Raw genomic sequence first — 26,999 nt, 5'->3', positions numbered from 1 at the left:
ATCTCATATTAAAATTAATTATATTGAAAATGGAAGTAATTATGATATAATTGTTATGCTATTTTAGAATATTTTTAATTAAATTAAATTAAATCAAAAATTCAACTTAAGGAGTAATTTATGAAAACAATCAAATATTTAAAATCAAATTTGCCGTCGTTTTTTAAAAAATTAACTATACTTTCACCTTTATTCATTTTTTTACTTACAGGCTGCAATTTAAACTCAAAATCTGTAACTCTTTCTCTTTCTAGTAAGTTTTATTCAAATGATAAAGCTGTATCTATTAATTACAATCCTACGCAGTGGCAAGAAGGCACTAATAGAGGTCAAAATGCAATTGCCTTAAAGAAAAAAAATACAGATGCCTTAGTCGGTGGTCTAAAATGTAATAGTTATTCAGAAAATCTAACAGAAGATGAGTACATTTCTGCCCTTGAAAATACATATAAGAAGAATTCCATTGAAGGCAGTACTTCAACTAGCTACATAAAAGTAGAAAATAAGAAATACGCCGTTGTTCACAGCAGGGTTCGAGCTGATAATTCAATTATAGATTCCGACACCTTAGTAGTTATAAATGGAGATTATCAATATGAATTTAAATTTGAGGCTTCTGATGATAGCTATAAAAAATATAACTATAGAGATATGATTATGAACATGTTTAAAACACTTAAAGTATATAAGAAAGCTTCTCCTAATCCCGACACTAAAAATATAAATATAAAAGATTTAAACGGTTCCTGGGGAATTAAAAACAGCAACAGCACTACTGATAAGAGACTAGTATTAAACAATGATAGCTCTTTCAAAATTTACAAACAAAGCGCTGATGAAAAGAATGTTATTACAGGAACCTATATATATTCTAAGGATAATATTCTAACTTTCACACTAAGTAAGGTTATAAATGATGGACAAGAAGTACCTATAACTGCAAGTAAAGTTATAAAATTTAAAGTAACCTACCTTAAAGGCAATACTATACACTTAACTAATACATCCTCTTTAAGCTCATATTCATATGTTAGATTAGACAACTAGTAAAAAGAATTTGTATATTTTTTTCTATCTTATCTTTATAATTTTTAAATTTTCAAGCAATACTATACATATTATTGTTTATAAAAAAATACAAGTTGTTAAATTTTTAATTATAGTACAGCCGATATATTTAAATTTAAACGATAATCCTGTAGAACTCAACGAAATTTGTCCTATATAATACAGTATTCTTATTTGTAACTAAAAATTTTTGTTTTCTTTTTAACAATTTTAGATTATAATAACTTTAGTAAAGAGAAATTTTTCAAATATTATTTTCTCTAAAAAATATTTATTTTTGGAGGTAAAGTTATGTTAGTATCAGCAAAAGAAATGGTAGATAAAGCTAGAGAAGGTAAATATGCTGTTGGTCAATTCAATATCAATAACTTAGAATGGACTAAAGCAATATTATTAACTGCTCAGGAAAACAAATCTCCTGTAATTTTAGGTGTATCTGAAGGAGCAGGAAAATATATGGGTGGTTATCACGCTGTAGTTGGAATGGTTAACGGATTAATGAAAGATTTAAATATAACAGTTCCAGTTGCATTACACTTAGATCATGGTAGCTATGAAGGTGCTTTTAAAGTAATCGAAGCTGGATTTTCTTCAGTAATGTTCGATGGTTCACACTATGATATAGCTGAAAATATAGAAAAGACAAAAGAAGTTATAAAAGCTGCTAATGCAAAAGGACTTTCTGTTGAAGCAGAAGTTGGTGCCATAGGTGGAGAAGAAGATGGAGTCGTTGGAAGCGGTGAAGTTGCAGATCCTGCTGAGTGCAAAAAAATAGCTGATTTAGGCGTTGATATACTCGCTGCTGGAATCGGAAATATACATGGTGTATATCCTGCAAACTGGGCTGGATTAAGATTTGACGTATTAGAAGACATAAAAAATGCAGTAGGAACTATGCCTCTTGTTTTACACGGTGGTACTGGAATTCCTGATGATATGATTGCAAAAGCTATATCACTTGGCGTTGCAAAAATCAATGTTAATACTGAATGCCAATTAGTATTTGCAGAAGCTACTCGTAAATATATTGAAGAAGGAAAAGATAAGCAAGGAAAAGGCTTTGATCCACGTAAATTATTAGCTCCTGGTTTTGAAGCAATAAAAGCTAAAGTAAAAGAAAAAATGGTTTTATTTGGTTCAGTAAACAGAGCTTAATACTAAAAAGCAACCTATTATAGGTTGCTTTTTTTTATTTCATAAATAAAATTATGTAAATTTCTATTTTTACACACATAATAAATCATATTTATTCGTTATTCTTTGATAATTCTAAAAAAAACTATCTTTTAACAATATTCTTCATATTTTCAAATCTAATCAGCTTATATTGGCAAATGTATTGGTTATCCTATGTATACAACTCCCAAAATATACAGTATAATATATCTGTAAACAAAGTAAATTTTATTTATTACTTTTATCAAGGAGGCTATATACTATGTTTAAAAATTTATTTTCAAAAGCAAAAATTTCACTTCTAACATTTGCTTTTCTAGGAACATCTTTATCAGGAGCTTATAGTGCATGTGCCGCAACTGTAAATCCACATGATATGACATCACAACAAATTGTTAATGATATGAAGGTTGGTTGGAATCTAGGAAACACTTTGGATGCTTCTCCAGATGAAACAGGTTGGGGAAATCCTAAAACTACAAAGGCAATGATTGACAAAATTAAAGAAGCTGGCTTTAATACTGTAAGAATACCTGTATCTTGGAGTAGCCACATAGGTGCTGGTCCTAGCTACACTATTGATCAAGCTTGGCTTAATAGAGTTCAAGAAGTAGTTAATTATGTAATCCAAGATCATATGTATGCTATATTAAATACTCATCATGATACTTCTTGGATTATACCAACTTACAATAAAGAAGCTGCATCAACTGATGAACTCACAAAGGTTTGGGGACAAATTGCAAATCGTTTTAAAGACTATGATAGTCATTTAATTTTTGAAACATTAAACGAACCTAGAATAGTTGGTTCACCTGAAGAATGGAATGGTGGAACTGCTGAATCTCGTGATGTAATTAATAAATTCAATTTAACTGCTGTAAATACTATAAGAAGTACTGGTTCAAATAACTCATCTAGATTTATTATGGTTCCAACTTACGCAGCTTCTACAGCAACTGCTGCTATGAATGATTTAGTTATACCAAACAACGATAAAAGAGTAATAGTTTCACTACACATGTATGCTCCATATAGTTTTGCAATGGATCCTAAAGGAACTTCCCATTGGGGAGGAGAAGCAGATAAGGATGCGCTCGATGGCCAACTTAATGCAATTTACAATAAATTCGTAAAAAATGGTCAGCCTGTAGTTATAGGCGAATTTGGTTCAATTAATAAAAATAACGAAAGTTCAAGAGCATCATTAGCAAAATTTTATGTTTCAGACGCAAGAAAAAAAGGAATAACCACAGTATGGTGGGATAATGGCAAATCTGCTGTTGGAGACGATAATTACGGTATATTAGATAGAAATAATCTAACATGGGTTTTTCCAAAACTCGTAAGAACAATAGTTAACTCAGCTAGATAGAATACAAAATAGGAGAATATAAGATATTCTCCTATTTTTGTTGAGTAGTAAAATGTAATTATTGGAATTATATTGAATATACATATCATACATAGCACAATATATCAACAATTTTATATATGCAAAATCATCATATAATTCTAATTATATAGAATTATTCTCCTTATTTTATATATTTCAAGCTTTTTATTAATATACCTCTTTATTATATTAAATTATATTAAATTTAATGTATACAACGTATACAAAATTAAGAATATAAAGTATAATATATCTGTTAAAGTAATAATATTATCATTTATTATTACTTCTATATTAAGGAGGTAACACATTGTTTAGACGTTTATTTTCGAAAGTCAAAATTTTGTTTTTGGCATTAACTTTACTTGGAACATATTTAACTTTAAATCTTAATACAGTTGTAGCTACTAATAACACAAAAACGAAAACAAAAAAAATAACATCTTTACAGATTGTTAAAAATATGAAGGTTGGCTTAGATTTAGGTAACTCATTAGATTCACCTTTTAACGAAACAGATTGGGGAAATCCTAAAACAACCAAATCCATGATTACAAAAATTAAGCAAGCCGGATTTAATACTGTGAGAATTCCAATAACTTGGAATAGTCATATAGGACCAGCTCCTGATTACACAATAGATAATGCTTGGCTCGACAGAGTGCAAGAAGTAGTAAACTATGCTTATGACAATCATATGTATGTTATCATAAATCTTCATCATGAGGATTCTTGGCTTATACCAACTTACGCTAACAAAGATGCGGCTACAGCTGAACTTACAAAGCTGTGGACACAAATTTCAAATCGCTTTAAAAATTATAATGACTCACTAATATTTGAAACAATGAATGAACCTAGATTAATAGGTACACCTGAGGAGTGGTATGGCGGAACTTCAGAAGCTCGCGATGTTGTTAATAGCTATAATCTAGCAGCTGTAAATGCTATAAGAGACACCGGTGCAAAGAATTCATCAAGATTTATTATGATACCAACATATGCAGCCTCTTCAGATAAAATTTCAATAAACGGCTTAAAAATTCCAAATAATGATAAGAAAATATTAATATCTCTTCATGCTTATATACCATACAACTTCGCAATGAATGTCAATGGAACTTCATCTTGGGGAAGCGCAAAGGATAAAAAAGAATTAGACAGCACTCTTAATGCGATTTATAAGAAATTTGGCAAAAAAGGCTATGGTGTGGTAATTGGAGAATTTGCATCAGTGAATAAAAATAATGAAAATCAAAGAGCATCTCTAGCAAAATACTATGTTAGTGCCGCTAAAAAGAGAAGTATTGCTCCTATATGGTGGGATAATGGTGTTTACTCTTCTGGAGCAAAAGATAGTTATGGTATATTTAATAGAAATACGCTTAGATGGGAATGCCCTAAAATAGTGCATGCTTTAACGGGATTAAAAGTAAAAAAATAAGGAAGGCCTAATAGGTTTCCTTATTTTTTTATTCTAAATTTAATCAAACTAGGTTATTAAATACATTTATAATACCGTAATAAAACTTCTTCAATTTCCCTAAAATTTATATATTTAAAGTGTTCTATAACTATACTTCCATTCATAAATATAATAACTTCTGGAACAGTAAATATTTTAAAATCAGCAGGAACTGAAGGCAAGTTGCCAGTGTTAACTTTAACTGAGGAAATTTTACTGTATTTTTTACTTATAGCTTCAATTAAGGGGTCTAATGCATAACATATTCCGCTATTATCAGATCTAAAGTACATAAGCACAAGTTCATTGTTTTCTATGTATTTTCTTATTTCTTTTATGGATTGTAAACTTTCCATAACTTCACCACCTATTTACTTAATAGTCACTAAAATTAAGAGATGGTAGCTTTACCTTCCTCTTAATTTTAGTATTTTGTCTAAAATGTCTTTACTAAAATTTACTTACTCTGCACTCTTTAAAGATTCTATCATATCAATTTTATAAAACCTTCTATACATAGCAATATTTACAATTACAGAAAACGCTATGGTAAGAAAAATTGAAATCAAAATGTATAACGGTTCTACAGTTCTTAAAAACATCATTACATTTGTCTCAGTCGTAGTTATTACAAATACGTCTAAAAGCATTCCAACACCTATACCTACTAAACTGCCTATTATTGTTAATATAATATTCTCTCTATAAATGTACATCGCAAGTTCTTTATCATAAAATCCTAGTACCTTTATAGTTGCAAGTTCTCTATTTCTTTCATTTATATTTATATTTGTAAGATTATATATAACTACAAACGCAAGAACTCCTGCCGATACTATTAAAACTAAAACTACAGAGTTTAAGCTTTTTGTGCTCTTATTAAAGTCAAATCGTGTATTATTTTTAAAGCTTACTGCACCTATATTTTTAATACCCGAAATAATTTTAGATGTTGTATTTTCAGCACTACTGGATTTACTCTTTAAAAGTCCATAAAATGCATTGAATTGTGCATTTTCCCCAGTAACTTTTTTATAATATTTAGGACTCATATAAATATAATGCTGTATATAGTGTTTTGTTATATCAAATATTTTAACTCTTATAATTCTGTTATCTACAGTTATATTAAATACGTCACCTTTTTTCTTATTCATTAATTTAGCAATCTTTTCCGTTACTATAACTCCATCATCAGAAAGCTTTAATTCACCACTATCATTGAAAAGTTCTATATATTCATTTAGTTGTGCTTTTTTCTCAGGTACTACAATGTTTATGTCTTCATTATTATTGTCTTCTTTCCTTACAGTGGCATTTTTTGAATAATAAAATAGTACTGATTTTATATTGGAATCACTATTAACCTTATCTTTAATCTCTTTCTTCTCACTATCATCTATATTTTTGTTTATTGTGGTCTGCATATCATATTTATACACTGAACTAAACTGCTTTTCTACTGCACCTATTACTCCACTCTTAATCCCAAACCCCGTTATCATAAGTCCTGTACATGCAGCTATTCCTATTACTGTCATTAAAAATCTCTGTTTGTATCTAAATATATTTCTAGCAGTAACCTTTTTTGTAAAGCTAAATCTTTTCCATATAAAGGTCATTCTTTCTAGCAATATTTTTTTGCCTGCCTTAGGAGGTTTTGGTCTCATAAGTGATGCCGGAACTTCCTTTAGCTCATCAAGAACTGCAATGGCTGATGCTACTGTTGTAAATACAACTGCTATTATAACTGCCTCAATGGAAATAACACTATCAAAAGACGAGTAATGTGGTACTGCATATAAAGATCCATATGCATTTACTATAAGTGGTGGAAATACCTCAAATCCGATAATTATTCCTAACAAGCTGCCAATAATACTTGCTGTAAATGAATAAATTAAGTAATGAGATACTATTACTTTAGGTGAATATCCAAGTGCCTTAAATGTGCCTATTTCAGTTCTATTTTCTTGAACCATTCTAGTCATTGTGGTTAAACTTACAAGTGCTGCAACAAGGAAGAATATTAAAGGAAATACTTTTCCTATATTATCTATTCTATCACTGTCCTGACTATAGTTTACGTAACCTAAATTTTCATTTCTACCGAGCACATAAGTATCTGGTTTTTTTACCTCATTCAATTTATCTCTATTTTTTCGTATTTCACCTTCAGCATTATTAAATTTATTATTTGCATTTGTCTCTTCTGTCTTTAATTTTTCAGTGTTTTCATTTATCTCCTTTTCAGAATCGTCAATCTTTCTCTTTGCAGCATTTAGTTTTTCCAAGCCTTCATTCTTTTTGGAATTCAGCTCTGTTTCTCCCTTAGCTATCTTATCCTTGCCTGCATTAATTTGATTGAGTGCATTCTGGAGCTGGACTTCTCCTGAAATAAGTGCTTTTTCATTATCTTGTATTGTCTGCTTTTTAGAAGATATTTCTGACTGTGCTGAATCAAATTTTGCTTTTGCTCCTTTGATATCAAAGTAAGAACTTATTTTTTCAAGACTATTACTGCTTTTTAGACTCTCATACATATCATCAAATTCTTTTCCTTGAATATCTTTTGTATATACATCATTTAAATTATTATATATTTCCTTACATGTTATATCCGAAGGATTGTTTTTAAGATTGTTCTTAGCGTCAGAAACTGCTTTTCCTAAAGCTGCTGAAATCCCTTCTGCTGCTGCATGCTTCTGATTATCTAAATTCTGCTGTCCTAATACAATTTGATTTTCAGCACCTTCTAAAGTGCTTTTACTCTTTTGTGCATCAGCTAATTTTGAATTTATTATGGTTTCACTTTGCTGAATTTCACTCTTCTTATTCTGAATTTCATTTTCTGCACTTGTAATTTGAGTTTTAAAGTCATTTTGATTTTTCTGTAATTGAACCTTTCCATCATTAAGTTTAACTACTGCATCATCGAGCTTTTTATGTGCATCTATAAATTTATCTTGAGCTTCTTTCTTAGAAGCACTTAACTTATCTTCTGCATCTTTTATTTTATCCTCTGAATCCTTTACTATGTCCTTACGCCTTGCTTCTCCTCTTTCTTTTACAAAAGTCTTAAGCTTTTCCTTTACATTAACTATAGACGCTTTATATTTAGCATTTTGGGCAAGACTATCTTTAGAGTAAGGTTCATTTATCTTAACATAAATAGAGGTATATACATCATTTTTAAAAGCCTCTGGCATTATATATACAAAACCTTTAACATTTCCATTTCCAACAGAACTAATTTGTCTTTGCGCAGATATATAAAGAGGAGAAGTTACTGTTCCAACTATTTTAAAACTGCAATTTTTAAGTCTATCCTCTATATTAGTATCATTCCCTGATTTTAGCTTTAAAACATCTCCTATTTTAAATTTATTCTCTTTTAAAAACCGTTCTTCTACCGCTAATTCTGTATTTTTACTTGGAAGCCTGCCTCTTACAACTTGAACTTTATTTACACCATTTTTTTTAGGTAATGACTCTACATTTAAAACTATTGTATCTTTGCCATTTTCAATAACAGCATCCATTGACTTGGATCCCTTTGCAGCTTTTACCTTACTTAGCTTTCTCACTTCTTTTACATCTTTATCTGTTAAACCTAATGTTGATATGAGCTTAAAATCCATGAAATTACTATCATTAAAATACTTATCAGCAGACATTTTCATATCGGGACTTGAAGCTCTAACTCCAACATAAAAAGAAACACCAACTGCTATAATTATTAATATAGATAAGAATCTTGAAAGTGTTGTAGATATACTCTTAAATAAGTTCTTAAAGAATGTTTTTTTCATTTTACCACTCTATACTTTCTATAGGCACTGGGGTTTGATTCTTCTTTACACTCTCAACTCTTCCATTTTTAACATGTATTATTTTATCTGCAATTGGAGCTATAGCTGAATTATGTGTTATTAATATAACTGTCATATTATATTGTTTTGAGGTATCTGCTAGAAGTTTTAAAATTGCCTTTCCTGTATTATAGTCTAGTGCTCCTGTAGGCTCATCACACAATAGAAGCTTTGGATTTTTAGCTAATGCTCTAGCTATAGATACTCTCTGTTGTTCTCCTCCTGAAAGCTGTGAAGGAAAATTATACATCCTATCCTTAAGCCCAACACTTTCAAGCACCTTAACAGGATCCATTGGATTTTTGCATATCTCAACTGCAAGTTCTACATTTTCTAGTGCATTTAAATTTTGAACTAGATTATAAAATTGAAATACAAAACCTATATCATCGCGCCTGTATTTCGTTAGCATCTTTTTATTGTAATTACTTATCTCATTTCCATCAACGCTAATACTGCCTGAACTTGCTTGATCCATTCCACCTAAAAGATTTAATATTGTTGATTTTCCTGCACCACTAGCACCTAATACAATGACAAACTCACCTTCATCTATAGAAAAAGATACTCCATCCACAGCTTTAATTGTAACCTCACCCATATTATAAATTTTTCTAACATCTCTAAGTTCAATAAAACTTTCCACCTCTATGCCTCCTTTACATTCAAATTTCTTGAATATCAAGCTTATCTATTATATTTCCATAAAAAATATCTATCAAGTTGACAATGAGTTTCCTTACCTGTGTTTTATTTTTCTTTTTTCTTAAAATTATCGCTATATCATCCACAAGATTATGAGCTAAAAGCTCTATTATAAAGTTATCTTTAATTGTTCTTTTATTCATATAAAGCTCATACTCAAAACTTGTAGTTACTGTATTAGTTATAAAATCAATAAAAATCTGTCTGCAGTTCTCATACTTAGAACCTGTACTGCTATTCAAAAGCATTGATAATTCATCACAGTTTTCTTCAAATATCTCTATAACCTTTTCCATTAGCTCATAAAAGATTGCCTGCGCTTGTTCATTTACCTCAACCTCAGAAAATTGATGCAAATACTTAATAAGTTTTTTATATACGGGGTCTATAATTTTTTCATATAAATCCTCCTTACTTCCAAAGTATTTATAGAAGTTTCCCACAGAAGTTCCAGCATTCTTAACTATAGTTCTTACAGAGGCATTTGTATAACCTAACCTTAAGAATTCCTTTAAAGCCTCATCTATTATTCTTTTTCTCATCTCTTCTTTCAAATATTGCATTAGAAAACCTCCGTTCTCTTTTAAAGTTTACTGTAATTTTATTTTGTTGTCAATAATGCTATATACTTAATAATCCAATTTTTCTACTATGAATACGTATACTTCCAAACAATAAAAATCAGTTTTCCTTAACACTTGAGGGTTATTTAAAAACTGATTTTCATTCATAAAATATATTACTTTAACAACAATCCCAAGTATAATAAACTTTAGAAAAATCTTTATTTTTTAAATCATCGGAGGCTATAAAAAAATTTGCTACTCCAGAATCTCCAAACATAATTCCACACTCGTCGTCCATATCAAGCTGCAACAGAAGTGTATCATAACTTTTATCGTCTCTTGGGTCTCCCTGCGTAAAACCAGGATATCCTCCTACTCTATTACCATATCCATCAAATACCTCATAACTTTCCTTCTCCTGATTTTCTGTAAAAACAATTCCCTCGAATACTTTATTAAACTTATTATCCTCTACAGATACAGGCATATTCCTTAATGTGAATAGCATTTTACCCTCATGCTCATATGGTGGATAAAATTGCTCGTTATCTTCCACTAATGGTACATTTTCTACTAAATTTTCTTTGTTATTATTTACTTTTTCAACATATCTAACAACAAAGCCATCCTCTTCATACAATCCATACACATCATCTCTTTTAACATAAAACTGTAAAATCCCCTCACTCGGAAAATCTTTTATACCATGAATTTCTTCAAAATTAATTTGTGCTAAAAAAAAGTATGGTACTCCATCTTTATCTTTAGGATACTCTTCTATTTTCTCCATATAAGGGCATCCTCCTAGTTTACTCTCCCAAGGAAGTGTTTTTCCTTTCTTATATGTAATTTCATTTGAAACCTTCATTGTCTTTAGTATTCTATCTTCAAATTCCTTAAATAGTTCAGGAATTTCAATTTTATCCATAGGTTTATTCTCCTTTTAATTTTTTATATTATTGTGTTTTCAAAAAGATGTTTCTCAAACAGATACACTGTATTTTTGTAACAAGTCAACCTCCTCTCTACTTTTTTCAGTAATTCCAACAGAAAAACACTCTTATACTAATAAAAATATAATACTACTTTTATATTAACATCTAACTGAAAAATAAAAAATGAGTTTCTAATAAAAATTTAGAAACTCATTTTTCAACTCTACTTTTTTCTGCTATTTAATAATTCATGAAGTACATATGTAGCATCCATAAATTTAGCTATTGATTCATCTTTGTTTAATTTATGAATTATTCTAGATATAAGTTCAGACATATCAACCTTTCTGAACCATTCAGTTTTTTCAAGTTCAGGTGGTATATAAGTTAAATTAGTTGAATAAACTCTTGATATTATATTATCATCATAATATTTTTGGAACTTTTCTAACCCTTCTGTAAAGAATGCAAAAGTAGTAGCAACATAAATATTTCTAGCCTTTCTTGCTTTAAGTTCCTTAGCTATATCTAAAACAGATTCTCCTGAAGCTATCATATCATCAACGATTAAAACATCTTGATTTTCAACATCTCTTCCCATATATTCATGTTTAACTATAGGATTCTTACCATTTACAATTGTTGAATGGTCTCTTCTCTTATAAAACAATCCAACATCAACACCTAAAACACTTGAATAGTATATAGCTCTATCCATAGCACCAGTATCAGGACTTATAACAAGCATACTATTTTTATTTACTTCTATATTTTTTTCTTCCATGATAATTGTTTTCACTATATCATATGTTGGATACAAATTTTCAAATGACATTAATGGAATTGCATTTTGTACATTAGGATCATGTGCATCAAAAGTAAGAACCTCTTGAACTCCCAATCTCTCTAATTCTTGAAGTGCTAAAGCGCAATCTAGGGATTCTCTTCCCTTTCTTCTGTGCTGTCTTGATTCATATAAAAGCGGCATTATAACTGTTATTCTTCTAGCCTTTCCTCTTATAGCTGATACAGTTCTTTTTATATCTTGGAAATGTTCATCTGGACCTTTATGGTTCTCTATTCCAAACATATTATATGTACAACTGTAATTTCCTACATCACAAAGTATATAAATATCCTTACCTCTTACAGATTCCGATAATTTAACTTTACCTTCTCCATTTGAAAAACGTATTTCCTGAGTTGGTATTAAAAAAGAGTCTTCTGATTTTCTCTTTGTTTTAATACGATTATCAATTTTCTGTCCTAGCTCCCTGCAGCTTTCTAGTGCAACTATTCCAAGTTCACCATTCCTATAGTTAAAATCTTGACTATTCATTTTCATCCTCCACAACTTTTATATTCCTTAATTAATTCTAGGTATTCAATCAAATTATGTCAATAGTTATTCATTTACAATTAAATATTTATAATCTTTACAAAATTCGTTAAATATTTTTAACATATATTCAATCAATAAGGGGACATATATATTAATATTGCGAATTTTATCAAGTTATATGTAGAATTAAATTTTATTTTCTACATTTTAATTCTATTTCTTCCACTTTCTTTAGCATAATATAAAAGTCTATCAGCATTATGTATACATACCTTCTTACTAAAACTGGAGTTTTCATATATTCCACCACTTATAGTCACTCTTATACCATTTTCAAATAACAGATTCTCTATGTCTGTTCTAATTCTTTCCGCTATTATAAAAGCCTCTTTCTTATCTGTATTTGGAAAAACAACTATAAATTCTTCCCCTCCATATCTTCCAACAAAATCTTCTTTTCTTAAATTTCTTATTATAGCATTACTTACTACACTCAGAACATTATCTCCTACTAAATGACCATACTTATCATTAATTGATTTAAAATAATCTATATCCATCATAAGTATAGTAAATAATTTTTTATATCTAATGTAATCACTAATCTCTTTATCCAGTATTTCCTCTATGTGGTTTCTATTATACATTCCCGTAAGATTATCTTTTATGGATTTTTCATATATAAGCTTATTTTCATGTCTCAATTTTTCAATTTGAATGATTTCGGAACAATACTTAGCTACTATTGTACAAGTTTCAATAAGTATAAGAATAAACATTGATATTACAAAACTTGATCTGCTATATACTGCCCCGCCATCAGCTGGTGAATCATTTATACAATTTAATATTACTATAGAAAATGCAACAATTGACACTCCACTTCCTACTACTTTATTTCTTATCTTTCCTATTAAAAACACTAATATAATAATTATTATAATGTACAATATAGGCTGAGCAAAAAACATAAATTTATCATAAAGTATATTATCTGTTACAATACACATTGTTATATATACAAAATAAAAAACGAATATTCCATAAACTATTTTATTAGATAAATCATAAAATTTCTTCTTTATAAACAATACATAGACTGGTATCCATAAATAGTTTGTCAGAACATCAATTTTACTCAATATTTCAAAAGATATGTATGGAAATAAGTGTACTATTATTATTTCATTAAGAAAAAGACATTTAAATTGAACAAAAACTCCTAGTATTGAAAGGTATAGTAATACTTTGCTTTTTTTAAGCTTAAAAGCTATAATTAAAAATATTAACTCTGTAACTATTAACCCACCAAACACTATAAGATCTATGCTTGCATTTATTATAAATTCATTCATAATTTTATCTTTTGTACTAAAATATATAGGCTTAATCACATGAAAAATATTTATGTGATTTGAAGGTTGAATTACTATATCTATAATGCCATTTTTCGCGGTAAAATAGTAGTATCCAGGTAAGTATACCTGTCTTTCACTATAATAACTCTTGTTAACTATCCCAGCTTTATCCTGTAGAATTCCATTTATCCAAACTTTAGAATCCATTAAAAGCTCATCTATCTTTAAGCCATAAACTACATCATCTTTAGCTTGCACCATTAAGTGAAGCGTCATATACTCATCAACTTTTCCTTTAAGCTGATCTTTTAATTCACTAGGCACCGTTAAATATCTACTGCTTTTCTCTCCCTTCAACTCAGATGGAATTAGCAATTTGTTATTGTAAAGTTCTAATTGACCTTCTAATTTTACAATTTTATTTTTGTCAAAATCATAATTCTTTAAATTTATGTTTCCTTTATAAACATTTACCCTAACTGTTTTATTATTAAACAGATAATTATGTATACCTAACCATAAAATAATTAATACAATAACAACTATAATTTTTTTCATATATTTTGCACTCCACTATAACCATATTATATTAAATAATATATTAGTGTATAACATTTATCAATAGTTTGAGTCGAATTTTGTATTTTATTGTTGTTTTTTATCATTGGCTTTTCTATAAAAAGAGACTTTAAACTTGTATTGTTATCTCTTTAATAACTAACAAATTTAAACTCCCTATTATTTCAGTTGAACTTTTATTAATGTGTTGTACTCTGTGCTATTATCTTCAAGTCTTCGTTATCAACCTTGCCGTCTCCATTAACTTTAAATGTAAGCTTTAACACTTGGCTATCTCCACTAATATTACTATTTTTCCGTCTACTTCTACATCTTATATTTACATTACAAAAACTGAGATTAATCCAAACAAAAGTATTATAAAAAACAGAAAACTTTTGTTTTTTTACTTAATTTATTTTTCACTATGTTATCCCACCTATATAATTTCTTAACGCATATTTACCTTTTATCTCTCATACTATCTTTGTATAAAGCTTTGATTTCTCATGGTATAAGATGTATAATTAAAGTATATTTTGATTAATTTACTATATTTATTCATAAAATGAAATAAATCCATATTATTAACTTTTTTACAAAAATATAAACCTTAAGTGCTTCAACAAATAAAATCTTGGGAGTGATAATTATGTTGCATTATGTACATGTTGGAAACAAGAAAAGTCCAAATACACTGCTTTTTGTTCATGGAAGCGGATGCAATTTAAAAATATTTGGAGAACTTGAAAAATATTTAGAAGATTATAATTGTATACTTCTCGATTTAAAGGGACATGGTGAAAGTAAGGGTCAATGTCCTTCTACTGTATATGGCTATATTGATAATGTTGCTAACTTTATAACAAATAGCGAAGTAACTAAACACCAAAAAAATATTACTTTAATTGGATATAGCATGGGGGGAGCTATAGTTTTGGGAGTAGCATTAAAAAAATTGCCGAATGTAAGAAAAGTTGTATCCTTAAGCGGCGGTGCTAGATTTGACAAACTAGATAAAGATTTTATGGAAAAAATTTATCACAATCAACTTGACAATAACTATTTACTAGAATGTATTGGAGGTATAGATAATCCACTATCTGAAAAATATTTTGAAACACTTGAAAAGGATCCAGATATAATGATAAATGATTTGATTGCCTGTAAGCTTATTGATTTAGTTGATAATTTAAAAAATATAGATATACCCGTAAAGGCAATTGTAGCAAAAGATGAGCTACTTACTCTAGTAGAATATTCCGAAATCATAAAGAAAGAAGTTGAAAATTCAGAATTAAAAATCTTTGAAACCGGTAAGCATTTCCTATTAGTAGTAAATGCTAAAGGAGTAGCTGAAGAAATTAAAAACTTCATATAAAAAATAATTTCTTCATACAAAATTATGATGGGGTGATTATGGTGAATTCCAATTTATTAAATAAAACCGAAAAAAAAATGAATTCTTTTTTATTTACACTAAGTCTTTCGATGCCCGTTATAGCATTTATTTTTGTAAAATTCTTTTTAAACGGAACTTATTATAAAGATTCAATTGCATTCATAGGCTGTCCTATAGCATTATTAGTAAAATTATTTGAAAAACCTCTTAACAAATATGCAAAATATTTGTATATTTCTATAATTCCTTTTATCGGCGGAATAGTTATCGCATATTCTAATGATGGAAAATTTGGCGCTATGACTCAAGCTTATTTTCTAATGTTGTTATTGGCTGTAGCATATTATGATAGGAAAGTAGTTTTGGTAGAAAGTATTGTAACAATAGCTTCAAATTCTATAATGGGCTTTATTTTTAAGGATTCATTTTTAAAATTAAACAGTTTTCCTGTATGGATTTTTTTATTATTCGAATTTGTGACAGCTGCTATAATAGCTGCTGTGGTTGCTGATCAGACTTACAAAATATTTTGTAATCTTGAGACTAAAGAGTCTGAATCCAATAAACTATTAGATTCGCAGAAAAGGTTAACAAAAAGCGTACGTAATATAGTTAATACCTTAAAAAATTCTTCCAGCTTTATATATGATTCAATAAATAATTTCAACTCCTCATCTCAGCAAATATCACAATCTTCTCAACAAATTGCCTCAGGCTCAATAAATCAAAATAACGAAGTTGAAATTACTTTTAAAACTTTTAATAATTTAGCAAATAGCATAACAAATGCAGAGGATAAAATAAACACTACTATAGATAGTATTAATAATTTAAAATCAAATAATAACTCAGGTATGGCTTCTATAGATGATCTTTCAGATAAATTTAATGAAAATATAACCTCAACAACTACCGTATTTAATGAAGTTGAAAATTTATCACAAAAATCAAATTCAATAAGAAATATAATACAAACTATAAATGGAATTGCAGAACAAACAAATCTTTTAGCTTTAAACGCTGCAATAGAAGCTGCTAGAGCTGGTGAATCCGGAAAAGGTTTTGCTGTAGTCGCAGAAGAAATAAGAAAACTTGCAGAACAATCTTCCTCATCTACAAAAGAAGTGTCAGATATACTTAGTGAAATAATAAACATCGTTCATACCACTCAAAAAACCATGAAACATAATAAAGAAATAATGAGTGAATCTGATAATAAATTATCAACAACCGTAGACTGTTTTAAATCAATTTTAGTATCTTCTGATAATATAGTTGATCTAATAAATTTACTAAATGAAGAACTTAAAAAAATAAAAAAATTAAAGGATATTTCACTTGATTCTATGAAAAAACTTTCTACACTTTGTGAAGAATCTGCTGCTGCAACAGAAGAAGTAAGTGCATCCACAGAAGAACAAGCTGCTTCTATTGAAACTATTGTAAATTCAATGAATGAAGTAAATTCTACTATAAGCGATTTATCTAATCTTTTAAGTGAAGGGAATAATAAATAAAATATTGTCTATATTATGTTAAAAATATTAAAAATTGACTTCTTATAACATTTAATGTAAAATAAAGTATGTATTTCTTATATTGTACAGTATTACAAATAAGTGATATATACTTATTTTCCTATGCCCTAAATAAAATTTTAATTAATAGAGGTGTAATAAATTGTTAAGTAATAATGCTGTTATTAAAGACATAGCGTACTATCACCCCGATAATTTAGTTGGTAATGACTACTTTATAGAGCATTTTGACAAGCAAGGTATAGACATACGAGGCCTATTAAAATCTTCTGGTAGAAAATATAGATACATATCTGATGATGAAAATGAGACCATACTTACAATGGGAATCAAAGCAGCAGAAAAGCTCATAGAAAAATCGGATATAGATCCACAAAAAATAAACTCTATAATATTTTCTACTAGCACACCTGAGTATATTTCTCCTACCAACGCAATAAAACTTCACGAATCTATAAGAGCAGGTTCTAAATCAACAGTTTACGATTTAAATGCTAATTGCGCTGGCATGCTTGTGGCAATCGACCAAGCTAGCAGAGCTATGAGGAGTAATCCTGATATAAAGTATTCTCTAATTGTAGGTTCTGATCAACTAAATAGATACTCAAGATTTGATGAGGCTATTACATATGCAAACTTTGGAGATTCCGCTTGTGCAATCATATTGGAAAACACATATAATACCGATAATGGTTTTATAGATTCGGATTCGTATACTAATTCAAGTACACATGATAAAATCGTTCTTCCTGCTAAAGGTCTATCATCTACAATACACAACAAGCACTTATCTGTTAAAGATAAGCTAGTGCATTGGACACGCTTTGACAACACTGGTACTTTTTTTAGTGCAAAAATATCTATAGAAACACTTCTAAAAAAAAATAACCTAAAAAAAAGTGATATAAAGAAATACTTTCTTTCACAATTTGCTGTACAAAGTATTCAATATATATGTGCTCAATTAAATGAAGATGAGAATAAATTTGTATTTATAGGAGATAAATACGGATACACTGGTACAACAAGTCCATTATTAGCTTTTGCAAAAACCATAGAAAATAATGAACTAAATAAGGGCGATTATGTTATCTTTTGGACAGTTGGAGCTGGTTCAACATGTGAATGCATACTCTACAGATACTAATATAAGGGTTTTGAAGCCTATTAAATATAGGTTATTCAAAACCCCTAATTATAAAACAAATTATAGTTATTTACTACACTCAATACATTCCCTAAGGAGAATTAATATTTTAACATCACTCATCTTTACTATATATTTTTCTAACCATTCCTTAAAATTTTGAAAAGATAAATTGGTTAGAACCTTTTCTTCATAATTTATTTATCAGATCATTAAATAATACTGTAGCAAATATATTATATGTATTTTAAAATTCACTTTGTTTATTATCAATTTTTATCATTTTTTTGTATGGCAAATAATGCATTAATGTAATATAAAGAGCCAAATTTTATTATATGCCTATATACTCCCTTGACTTTTTTCATAATTATATTAATAACCGCAATTAAGAACCTCTTAATTGCCATAAAGTTTACTTGAATAAACTATAAATTTAGAGCTTTCTATAGCTGCAAATAGTGCATATTTTATATCTCTTTTAAAGTCCTTTTCCTCAAGCTTATATTCTTTTTCAATATTAAATATTATTTTTTTAATGCTGCCACCATAATCTCTGCATCCAAAATAATTTAGTTTTCCTTTTAAAAACATCATTGTAAAATTACTATCAAGCTTTACCTCATAAATTAAATGTTCTAAAATCCCCTTTTTTTCATTTCCGTCTCTGTGATATATACAAAAATAGTCACAAATATAATGACAAACAATTCCTAATGCTAGAGAAAACTTTCTTATTGAATTGTTATACTTAACAAGTTTATTAGAATATTCAATTAAAGAATCTAAGCTTTCGTTTAATGTGTGTGAACACTTTATTTCTTTATTAATAAAATCCGGCTTTATATTTCCCAAAGCAAATGCAGCCATATCCAATTTAAAATTAAAATTATTATACAAGTTTTTATATACAATGTATGAAATAAGCAAATGGGTATTAGTTATCATATCCTCCCCTCCCACTTTCATAGTATTCTTAAAAGTTTATATATTTAATTTAGTTTTGGTTAACTTTGTGTAAAAATAAAGACTGTTTCAAAATATTATTTTGAAACAGTCTTCTATTTAATTATAAGAAAATCTTTAATTTTATCTAAACATATTATTTCCAGAAACTAAAATTCATGTATGAAGGAATTTTATTTTCTCTAATTTCCTCTCTCATTTTTGCTATTGAACTATCAAACTCAGCTCTTATAGCTGCTTGTCTTGTTGTATCTACAATTGATACAGTTCCTCCACTTGGTTGCTTTAAGCCTTTTACTCTAAAAGCTTGTGCATTTTCAAATGTTCCAGCCTTCATCAAATCAAGTACATAGTCACCTTTTAAATTTCCAAAGCCCATGCCATTTGTAAGATTTATAGTACCACTTCCATTATTCTCATCAAAACCCTTTGAGATGTTATCAACTGCTGTGCAATCTGTAAGATTTCTAACACCACTGGTTTGAGGTCCATATTTTGAAGAACCCGAACCCATTTTAAATCCATTACCATTACCACTGCATTTTCCAACTGTCATATCAGTATCTACAGGAAGATTGTTTGCCTTATCGTAATCACCTGTAAATACCTTAGGATCTCCATTGTGATATGCTACACAATGATCATAAGTTACATCAACATCATTTACTCCAAAACTATCCCATGCATCATCTGAATTTTCAGCAGATACACAGTGTGAAAATACAGTTCCAGTTCCAAGATATAATTTAGCTGCAAAACCGTCAGCATTTCCACCACTTGTTAAAATGTCAAAGTTTCTATAAGCTACACATCCTGTTACATGGGTATTATTAGGGCGTACATCCTTTCCTAACTTTTCAAGTCCCTTACTTCCCGAAATTTGAATACCTGCATCACCATTATAACGGAATACACAATTAACAATAGTATTGTTATCTGGCTTTCCAACATTAGTATTCTCAGGGTTAGCTTGATCAAAATTTGGCTTTATAAGAATTCCATTGTCATAAGCTTTTTCAACTATAAGACCCTTTATCGTATACTGTCCACCTGTTATTCTAATTCCAGTATAGGCATCTCCGGTTTTCTTTGGGCTAAGTTTTTGAGCCGTTGTTCTAAAAGATGTAAAATCAAGCACTGGAGTATATCCATCTGCTGCTTCTATAGTAATATTTGAGTCAATTTTATCAAGAACCAACTGGCTTGTACAATCAAGTTTATTAGCTGCTATTTGTATTGTTTGACCACTTGTTGCCGAAGCAACTGCTGCCTTTAATTCATCGAAAGTAGCAACGGTAACAACATCCTGTAATGTTGAACCTACTGATTTACCTACCTGTGCATTAAATCTAGAAGAGGCATTTGCCTTTATACTTGATGACATCCCATAAAAAGATACACTTGATAAAATAACTGCCGAAACAACCGCTTTTGATAATCTCCTTTTAGTTTGCTTTAACATTTTAAAAACTCCCCTTATTATAGATTTTAATTAAAAAAATCAATTATTTTAGTTTTATTACACCAAAAATGACAATGTTATGTATGCAATTTACATCTATTGATTTAATATTTATCGTAACAAAACCTTTTATTATATTTTACTATTTATTGTTATCGTTAACAAACATCATTTATCGGCAAATTTTATATATTTATTAGCATATACAAATTTAGGTTTTCAAAGTTTATATTCTCCTAATCTTTACTCCATATTAAATTAAATTTTTATTTTTACTATCAATAAATAAGGAAACTAAAAAGCGTATTATAAATCTCTTCATGTATTAAGGAATTTATAATACGCTGCACATACACCTTCATAAGACACCATACAAGAACCTACAGGATGATCAGGTGTGCATGCTTTTTTAAATAGCGAACATTCTATTGGAGTTATTTTCCCTTTAAGTATATCTCCACATCTACATTCAGAACTGCTATCGCATTCTTTATAATTTATATTAAACTGTTTTACAGCATCAAATTGCTCATATTCTGTATTAATCTTATATCCACTTTTTTCAATGTTCCCTATTCCTCTCCATGTGCTATCAGTAACTTCAAATACTTCTTTTATATATCTTAATGCCGTAACGTTACCCTCATCTCTTACTACCCTCTTATATTCATTTACTATTACTGAAGCATTGTTATTTATAATATCTATAAGTACCTTTAAGCCCTTAAGTATATCCAACGGCTCAAAGCCTGTTACAACACCAGATACATTATACTCACTGCTCAAAAATTCATATGGTTTTTTTCCAATAATAGCACTAACATTTCCAGGAAGTAAAAAACCAGTTATGTTAAGTTCCTTATCTTCTACAAGTGTCCTCATAACTGGAGGAACCATCTTATTTGACGTCAAAAAAAATATATTCTTAACACCTCTTTTTTTAGCCTCCAATATTGTAATTGCTGTAATAGGTGTTGTTGTTTCAAAACCTACAGAAAGAAAGACTACTTTTTTTAACGGATTATTTTCTGCCAAAGTCAATGCATCCATTGGTGAATAAACTATTTTAATATCAGCTCCCTCAGCTTTTCTTTTCATTAGAGAAGTTTTTGTTCCCGGAACCCTTATCATATCTCCAAAAGTTGCAATGATAACCTCTCTACTTAAAGAAAGCTCTAAAGCAGTATCAATATAACCTTGAGACGTAACACAAACGGGACACCCCGGCCCAGAAATCAACCTTATATTACTTGGAAGTATATCTTTAATTCCATATCTAAATATAGCCATAGTATGACTGCCGCATATCTCCATTATATTTATTTTTTTCTTAGTAAGTTTCTGTATTAATCTCACAAGAGTTTTTGCATAATCCCCATTTCTAAATTCATCAACATATTTCATTATTTTATTCCTTCTCTATTATTTAAAATTTCGTTTGCCACAATGATCTGTCCTAAGGCAATACCTCCATCATTTGTTGGTATTTCTTTATTTGTATAAACTATAAAAGCCTCTTTTTTTAAAGAATCAACTAAATTTTTTAACAAATAGGAATTTTGAAATACTCCACCGCTTAAGGCTACCTGATTAATCGCAGTTTTCTTCCTAAGCAATTTACATACATCCTTTGAAAATTCAACTACAGTATTATGAAATTTAGAGGACATCTCCCCCATGGTAACCCCTGATATTTTATCTTGTATAATACCTTTTATAACTTTATCACCCTCTATAATATAGTTATCATCTTTAAATCTTATATCATATTCATAATACTGCTTACATTTTAATTCAATAACTGCTTCAAGCTCACTAGCTGCCTGTCCTTCATACGTAATATTATCTCTAACTCCAATTAAGCTTGCAGCTGCATCAAATAAGCGCCCCATACTAGAGGTTTCCGGACAATTTATATTTGCTTTAATTATATCTATAAGCTTAATTGCCTTTTCACCATATAATTTCATTATAGTTTTCAATAAGTGTTTTTCATTATATTTACCAGATTCAAAAACACTGTAAATATAAGCTACAGCCATTCTCCAATTTTCTCTTATTGCCATTTCAGCGCCAGGCATTTTCACATATTTAAGATGTGCAAGCCTGATAAACTTTTTTGTATCACAAATAAAAAATTCCCCTCCCCATACTTTTTTATCTGTTCCATACCCTGTCCCATCATAGGCAATTCCTATAACTTTTCCTTTAACTTTATTTTCTGTTAAACAACTAACTATATGAGCATGATGGTGCTGAACCTCTATTTTAGGTAGCTTTGAATAATTGTCGTATATAATAGATAAATAATTGGGATGCATATCACAAGCTATATACCCCGGAGTAAATTTAAATATTTTTTCAAAATGTCTAATGTTATTTATGTACCTATCTATGGTTTCCACATTTTCTAAATCGCCATTATATTGACTTAAAAACATAAAATTATTCTTTGCTATACAAAATGTATTCTTCATATTAGATCCACAAGCCAATATTTCTCTTACGTTATCACTTTTAATTGGATTTGGTGTATATCCTCGTGCTCGTCTTATAACACATTCTTGTCCATTTACTACCCTTACAATTGAATCATCTATTGGCACATTTATATCTCTATTATGTTGCAAAAAATAATCTGCAATATTTCCCAGTTTATCAATTGCGCTTTCATTTTTATACTCCAAAGGCAGTCCATGGGCATTTGCACTAGTCATTATAAGAACCTCTATATCATCTGAAAATAGCAAGTAATGTAATGGAGTATATGGAAGCATAACTCCCAATGTTTTTTGATATGGAGCTATCACCTTAGGTATTTTATTATAATTAGATCTATTTAGTATAACTATAGGTTTTACTTTACTTTTTAGTAATTTCTCTTCTTTATAATTTACACTGCAATACTTTTTTGCAGTTTCAATATCTTTAACCATAACAGCAAATGGTTTATGTTGTCTATTCTTCTTCTGTCTAAGCTTCTTTATTGCTTCTTCATTCTCTGCGTCACAAACAAGTTGAAAGCCGCCTAAGCCTTTTATAGCAAAAATTTTGCCTTCTTTAAGCTTTTTTCTTGTCCAATTTAATTCGTCATCGACTTCTATTTTTACTCCATTATGATTTTCAATCCAAATATGAGGACCGCAAATTTTGCAGGAATTAGTTTCAGCATAAAATCTCCTATTGTTATAATCATTGTATTCTTTATCACAAGCTGAACACAGCTTAAATTTGTTCATAGTCGTGTTTTTTCTATCATACGGAATAGCCTTTAATATAGAAAATCTAGGTCCACAATTTGTACAACTAGCAAAGGGATACTTATACCTTTTACTTGATGGATTTGTGATATCCTCAATACATTTTTCACATATACCTATATCAGGGGAAATGAGAGTAGTTTTATTATATTTATCCTCACTTCTTTTTATTTTAAAACTCCTGTAATTCACAGCTGTTTTTTCCTCAATAGCGATATTTTCTATTCTACACAAAAAAGGTTTATCATATTTCAGTTTATCAATGAATTCATATAAATTTGAACTTTCACCTTCTACATCAATATATACCCCAGCAGAATTATTGCTGACCCAACCCTTTAAACCAAGCAAACTAGCCTGTCTATAAACAAAAGGTCTAAAACCCACACCTTGTACAATCCCTTCTATTTTTAATAATAACCTTTTAAACATGATATCCTCCAATGCTTTTAATTCTTAACATATTCTAGGGAACTGTTCACCAGACGACATATCTACTATTCTCTTTCCTCCAACAACAGTTTTCAAATATACCTTATAATGAGTTTCTTCAACTACTTTTCCAATAATAGCAGCATTCTTGCCCAATACATTCTTTTTCATCTCTTTAAGCACATTTAGTGCATATTCTTTGGGTACAAAACAACAAAGCTTCCCCTCATTAGCAATATATAATGGATCTAAACCAAGTAATTCACACGCTCCCTTTACTTCCTCACTTACAGGTATATTCTCATAATTAAGCTCAACAGATACATCACTAGCTTCTGCTATTTCATTTAAAACTGCTGCAATGCCCCCTCTAGTAGCATCTCTGATAACATGAATATCTTTACATACCTTGAGCATACAACCTACTAATTCATTTAAAGGATCACAATCACTTTTCAATTCTCCATATATATCTATTCCACTTCTTTCACACATAATACTCATACCATGTTCTCCAATATTTCCATTCACAATAATTAAATCTCCAACCTCTGCCCTACTAGCACTAATATTTATATTATTATACAGCTCCCCTATGCCTGTAGTATTTATATACACACCATCTACATTTCCCTTTTCAACCACCTTAGTATCTCCAGCCACAATTTTAACTCCTGCTTTTTTAGCAGTTTCGGCCATAGATTTTACAATGAGCTCAAGGCTTTCCATTGAATATCCTTCTTCTATAATAAATGCACTTGTTAGATAACATGGTCTTGCACCACTTACTGATAAATCATTTACTGTTCCACACACTGCAAGTTTACCGATATCCCCTCCCTTAAAAAACTGCGGAGAAATGACAAACGAATCTGTTGTAAATGCAATTCTAGTACCAACTAACTTTATTTGTGCAGAATCATTCATCGCTTTTATAATATTATTATCAAAATATTTCACAAACAAATTATTTATTAGACTACTAGTTTGTTTACCACCACTTCCATGGCTTAATAATATCTTATTCTCCATTTTAGTTTTCACCTTCCTACTTACCTTCTACAGACTAAAATATTTAATCGTCTGATAACTTCCTTAAAATCTCAAGAGTTTCTTTTGCTGCCTTTTCATCAATTATTTCAATTGCACAGCCCGCATGAATTAAAACATATTGTCCAATCTTAACCTCAGGGACAAGATGCATAAACACCTCTCTCTTTAAATTTCCAACTTTAACAACACCCCTACAATCACTTATTTTCAAAACTTCTCCTGGAACAGCCAAACACATACTAACTCCTCCTAATAAAATTCTTCTATAAAATTAAAGTATATGTTTTTTTAAATCAATGAATTCGTATCTAGAAATATAAAAAAACTGCACATAACATATAAGAATTTGCTAATCCCTATATGTTATGTGCAGTTTTTTAAGTTTATTTATTTTATCTAATAATATTTCAAATAAGTTTTACAGTACATAAAAACCCCTGAGTAAATACTCAGGGGTTAAAGCTCTATTACTTATGCAAGTGTAATATTTTCAGCTTGAAGTCCTTTTGGTCCCTTAACAACATCATAAGAAACTTTTTGACCTTCTTCAAGAGTTTTGTATCCATCTACATTTATTTGAGAATAGTGAGCGAAAACATCGTTTCCATCTTCTCCTGTAATAAATCCAAAACCTTTTTCTCCATTAAACCATTTAACTGTACCAGTCATATACTGTATACCTCCAAAATTTTATTGATCTTAAACTCATTGTAATACCTCACCAATAAAATTCCTTAACTACCAAATCTTACTAAGTGCTAATTGAAATATATTGTGCTGCATTATTTACTATTAAATTTAAGTCTTGATTAAGATTACCACAGTTTCATAAATAAATCAACTTTTTTATATTATTTATATTCCAAATATATGTTGTTATAAAATACTTATTACTTAATTTCGCCTTATAATATTGACATAAGAATATATATTTACAGTATTTTATTATAAAGTTGACAAATAAACCTTAACTTATTTTCGATATTATTATAAATTTTTTAATATATATTAAGCTAATCTATACTTTATGTCTTAACTTTTTTATTTTTAAGCTTCTTTTTAATTTCATCTCTTACTTCAAGATTACTATATAATTCAGCTCCTACTTCCATCATGTTTTTTTCTATTGCAGCCATTTTAAGTTTTGTTCTAGTTAGCTTTTTACTCATATATATTTCCTCCTTTCATTATTATATTCTTCAATAAATTTTTTTTTATAAATATATTTTGATAAATTTTTTAATAATTAAATATATACAATAAATCCTATAATATACTGTGTATTTAATAATTTAAAA

General features: G+C 29.0%; 22 protein-coding genes. 7 read left to right on the top strand and 15 right to left on the bottom strand.

Features of this window, described 5'->3' with window-relative positions; translation table 11 throughout:
• Positions 1-120: 120 nt before the first annotated feature.
• The 4 genes from CA_RS04435 (at position 121) to CA_RS04420 (ending at position 5,084) form a co-directional block, all read left to right on the top strand.
• Positions 121-1,047, top strand: coding sequence for a hypothetical protein (locus tag CA_RS04435; protein WP_010964146.1), 927 nt, complete (start codon positions 121-123; stop codon positions 1,045-1,047).
• A 312-nt stretch (positions 1,048-1,359) separates the two neighbouring features.
• Complete coding sequence (gene fba / locus CA_RS04430; RefSeq protein WP_010964145.1) at positions 1,360-2,223, top strand: class II fructose-1,6-bisphosphate aldolase; 864 nt, start codon at positions 1,360-1,362, stop codon at positions 2,221-2,223.
• Between the two features lie 283 nt (positions 2,224-2,506).
• The gene (locus CA_RS04425) at positions 2,507-3,619 is read left to right on the top strand and encodes a glycoside hydrolase family 5 protein (protein ID WP_010964144.1); all 1,113 of its coding nucleotides are present in this window, start codon (positions 2,507-2,509) and stop codon (positions 3,617-3,619) included.
• Between the two features lie 331 nt (positions 3,620-3,950).
• Positions 3,951-5,084, top strand: a complete 1,134-nt coding sequence (locus tag CA_RS04420) for a glycoside hydrolase family 5 protein (RefSeq protein ID WP_010964143.1) — start codon at positions 3,951-3,953, stop codon at positions 5,082-5,084.
• Between the two features lie 56 nt (positions 5,085-5,140).
• On the opposite strand, the gene CA_RS04415 is transcribed toward CA_RS04420, so the two are convergent.
• From CA_RS04415 to CA_RS04385, 7 genes are all read right to left on the bottom strand, one after another.
• Positions 5,141-5,461 carry a thioredoxin family protein gene (locus tag CA_RS04415; RefSeq protein WP_010964142.1) on the bottom strand — a complete coding sequence of 107 codons (321 nt, stop codon included), beginning with the start codon at positions 5,459-5,461 and terminating at the stop codon, positions 5,141-5,143.
• 105 nt (positions 5,462-5,566) lie between these two features.
• Positions 5,567-8,917, bottom strand: coding sequence for an FtsX-like permease family protein (locus tag CA_RS04410; protein ID WP_010964141.1), 3,351 nt, complete (start codon positions 8,915-8,917; stop codon positions 5,567-5,569).
• A 1-nt stretch (position 8,918) separates the two neighbouring features.
• Entirely contained in the window at positions 8,919-9,623 is a 705-nt protein-coding gene (locus CA_RS04405) for an ABC transporter ATP-binding protein (RefSeq protein ID WP_010964140.1), read from the bottom strand.
• Positions 9,624-9,642: 19 nt separating this feature from the next.
• On the bottom strand, positions 9,643-10,245 hold the full coding sequence (locus tag CA_RS04400) for a TetR/AcrR family transcriptional regulator (protein ID WP_010964139.1): 603 nt from the start codon (positions 10,243-10,245) through the stop codon (positions 9,643-9,645).
• A gap of 181 nt (positions 10,246-10,426) precedes the next feature.
• Positions 10,427-11,176: a YwqG family protein gene (locus CA_RS04395; RefSeq protein WP_010964138.1), complete on the bottom strand. Its 750-nt coding sequence runs from the start codon at positions 11,174-11,176 to the stop codon at positions 10,427-10,429.
• A 230-nt stretch (positions 11,177-11,406) separates the two neighbouring features.
• The gene (locus CA_RS04390; RefSeq protein ID WP_010964137.1) at positions 11,407-12,522 is read right to left on the bottom strand and encodes a ribose-phosphate pyrophosphokinase; all 1,116 of its coding nucleotides are present in this window, start codon (positions 12,520-12,522) and stop codon (positions 11,407-11,409) included.
• Positions 12,523-12,725: 203 nt separating this feature from the next.
• Entirely contained in the window at positions 12,726-14,441 is a 1,716-nt protein-coding gene (locus tag CA_RS04385) for a sensor domain-containing diguanylate cyclase (protein WP_010964136.1), read from the bottom strand.
• Between the two features lie 652 nt (positions 14,442-15,093).
• Between CA_RS04385 and CA_RS04380 the strand changes: the two genes are divergently transcribed.
• From CA_RS04380 to CA_RS04370, 3 genes are all read left to right on the top strand, one after another.
• Positions 15,094-15,822, top strand: coding sequence for an alpha/beta fold hydrolase (locus CA_RS04380; protein ID WP_010964134.1), 729 nt, complete (start codon positions 15,094-15,096; stop codon positions 15,820-15,822).
• 38 nt (positions 15,823-15,860) lie between these two features.
• Complete coding sequence (locus CA_RS04375) at positions 15,861-17,360, top strand: methyl-accepting chemotaxis protein (RefSeq protein WP_010964133.1); 1,500 nt, start codon at positions 15,861-15,863, stop codon at positions 17,358-17,360.
• Positions 17,361-17,523: 163 nt separating this feature from the next.
• The gene (locus CA_RS04370) at positions 17,524-18,528 is read left to right on the top strand and encodes a ketoacyl-ACP synthase III (protein ID WP_010964132.1); all 1,005 of its coding nucleotides are present in this window, start codon (positions 17,524-17,526) and stop codon (positions 18,526-18,528) included.
• Positions 18,529-18,927: 399 nt separating this feature from the next.
• On the opposite strand, the gene CA_RS04365 is transcribed toward CA_RS04370, so the two are convergent.
• The 8 genes from CA_RS04365 to CA_RS04330 form a co-directional block, all read right to left on the bottom strand.
• Complete coding sequence (locus CA_RS04365; protein WP_010964131.1) at positions 18,928-19,476, bottom strand: zinc dependent phospholipase C family protein; 549 nt, start codon at positions 19,474-19,476, stop codon at positions 18,928-18,930.
• Positions 19,477-19,630: 154 nt separating this feature from the next.
• Positions 19,631-20,956, bottom strand: a complete 1,326-nt coding sequence (locus CA_RS04360) for a pectate lyase (protein ID WP_010964130.1) — start codon at positions 20,954-20,956, stop codon at positions 19,631-19,633.
• Between the two features lie 318 nt (positions 20,957-21,274).
• Entirely contained in the window at positions 21,275-22,360 is a 1,086-nt protein-coding gene (gene hypD / locus CA_RS04355; RefSeq protein WP_010964129.1) for a hydrogenase formation protein HypD, read from the bottom strand.
• A complete protein-coding gene (gene hypF / locus CA_RS04350) occupies positions 22,360-24,648 on the bottom strand; it encodes a carbamoyltransferase HypF (RefSeq protein WP_010964128.1) in 2,289 nt (762 codons plus the stop codon). The genes hypD and hypF overlap by 1 nt, the downstream gene beginning before the upstream one ends.
• 24 nt (positions 24,649-24,672) lie before the next feature.
• Positions 24,673-25,680 (bottom strand): hydrogenase expression/formation protein HypE, encoded by a 1,008-nt coding sequence (gene hypE / locus CA_RS04345; protein WP_010964127.1) that lies wholly within the window; start codon positions 25,678-25,680, stop codon positions 24,673-24,675.
• A gap of 43 nt (positions 25,681-25,723) precedes the next feature.
• The gene (locus CA_RS04340; protein ID WP_010964126.1) at positions 25,724-25,939 is read right to left on the bottom strand and encodes a HypC/HybG/HupF family hydrogenase formation chaperone; all 216 of its coding nucleotides are present in this window, start codon (positions 25,937-25,939) and stop codon (positions 25,724-25,726) included.
• 233 nt (positions 25,940-26,172) lie between these two features.
• Positions 26,173-26,370 (bottom strand): cold-shock protein, encoded by a 198-nt coding sequence (locus CA_RS04335; protein ID WP_010964125.1) that lies wholly within the window; start codon positions 26,368-26,370, stop codon positions 26,173-26,175.
• Positions 26,371-26,726: 356 nt separating this feature from the next.
• Positions 26,727-26,870: a hypothetical protein gene (locus CA_RS04330; protein WP_158306560.1), complete on the bottom strand. Its 144-nt coding sequence runs from the start codon at positions 26,868-26,870 to the stop codon at positions 26,727-26,729.
• Positions 26,871-26,999: the final 129 nt, after the last annotated feature.

This window comes from Clostridium acetobutylicum ATCC 824 (assembly GCF_000008765.1).
Classification (GTDB): Bacteria; Bacillota; Clostridia; order Clostridiales; family Clostridiaceae; genus Clostridium_S; species Clostridium_S acetobutylicum.
This window is presented reverse-complemented; position numbering and strand designations above follow the sequence as displayed.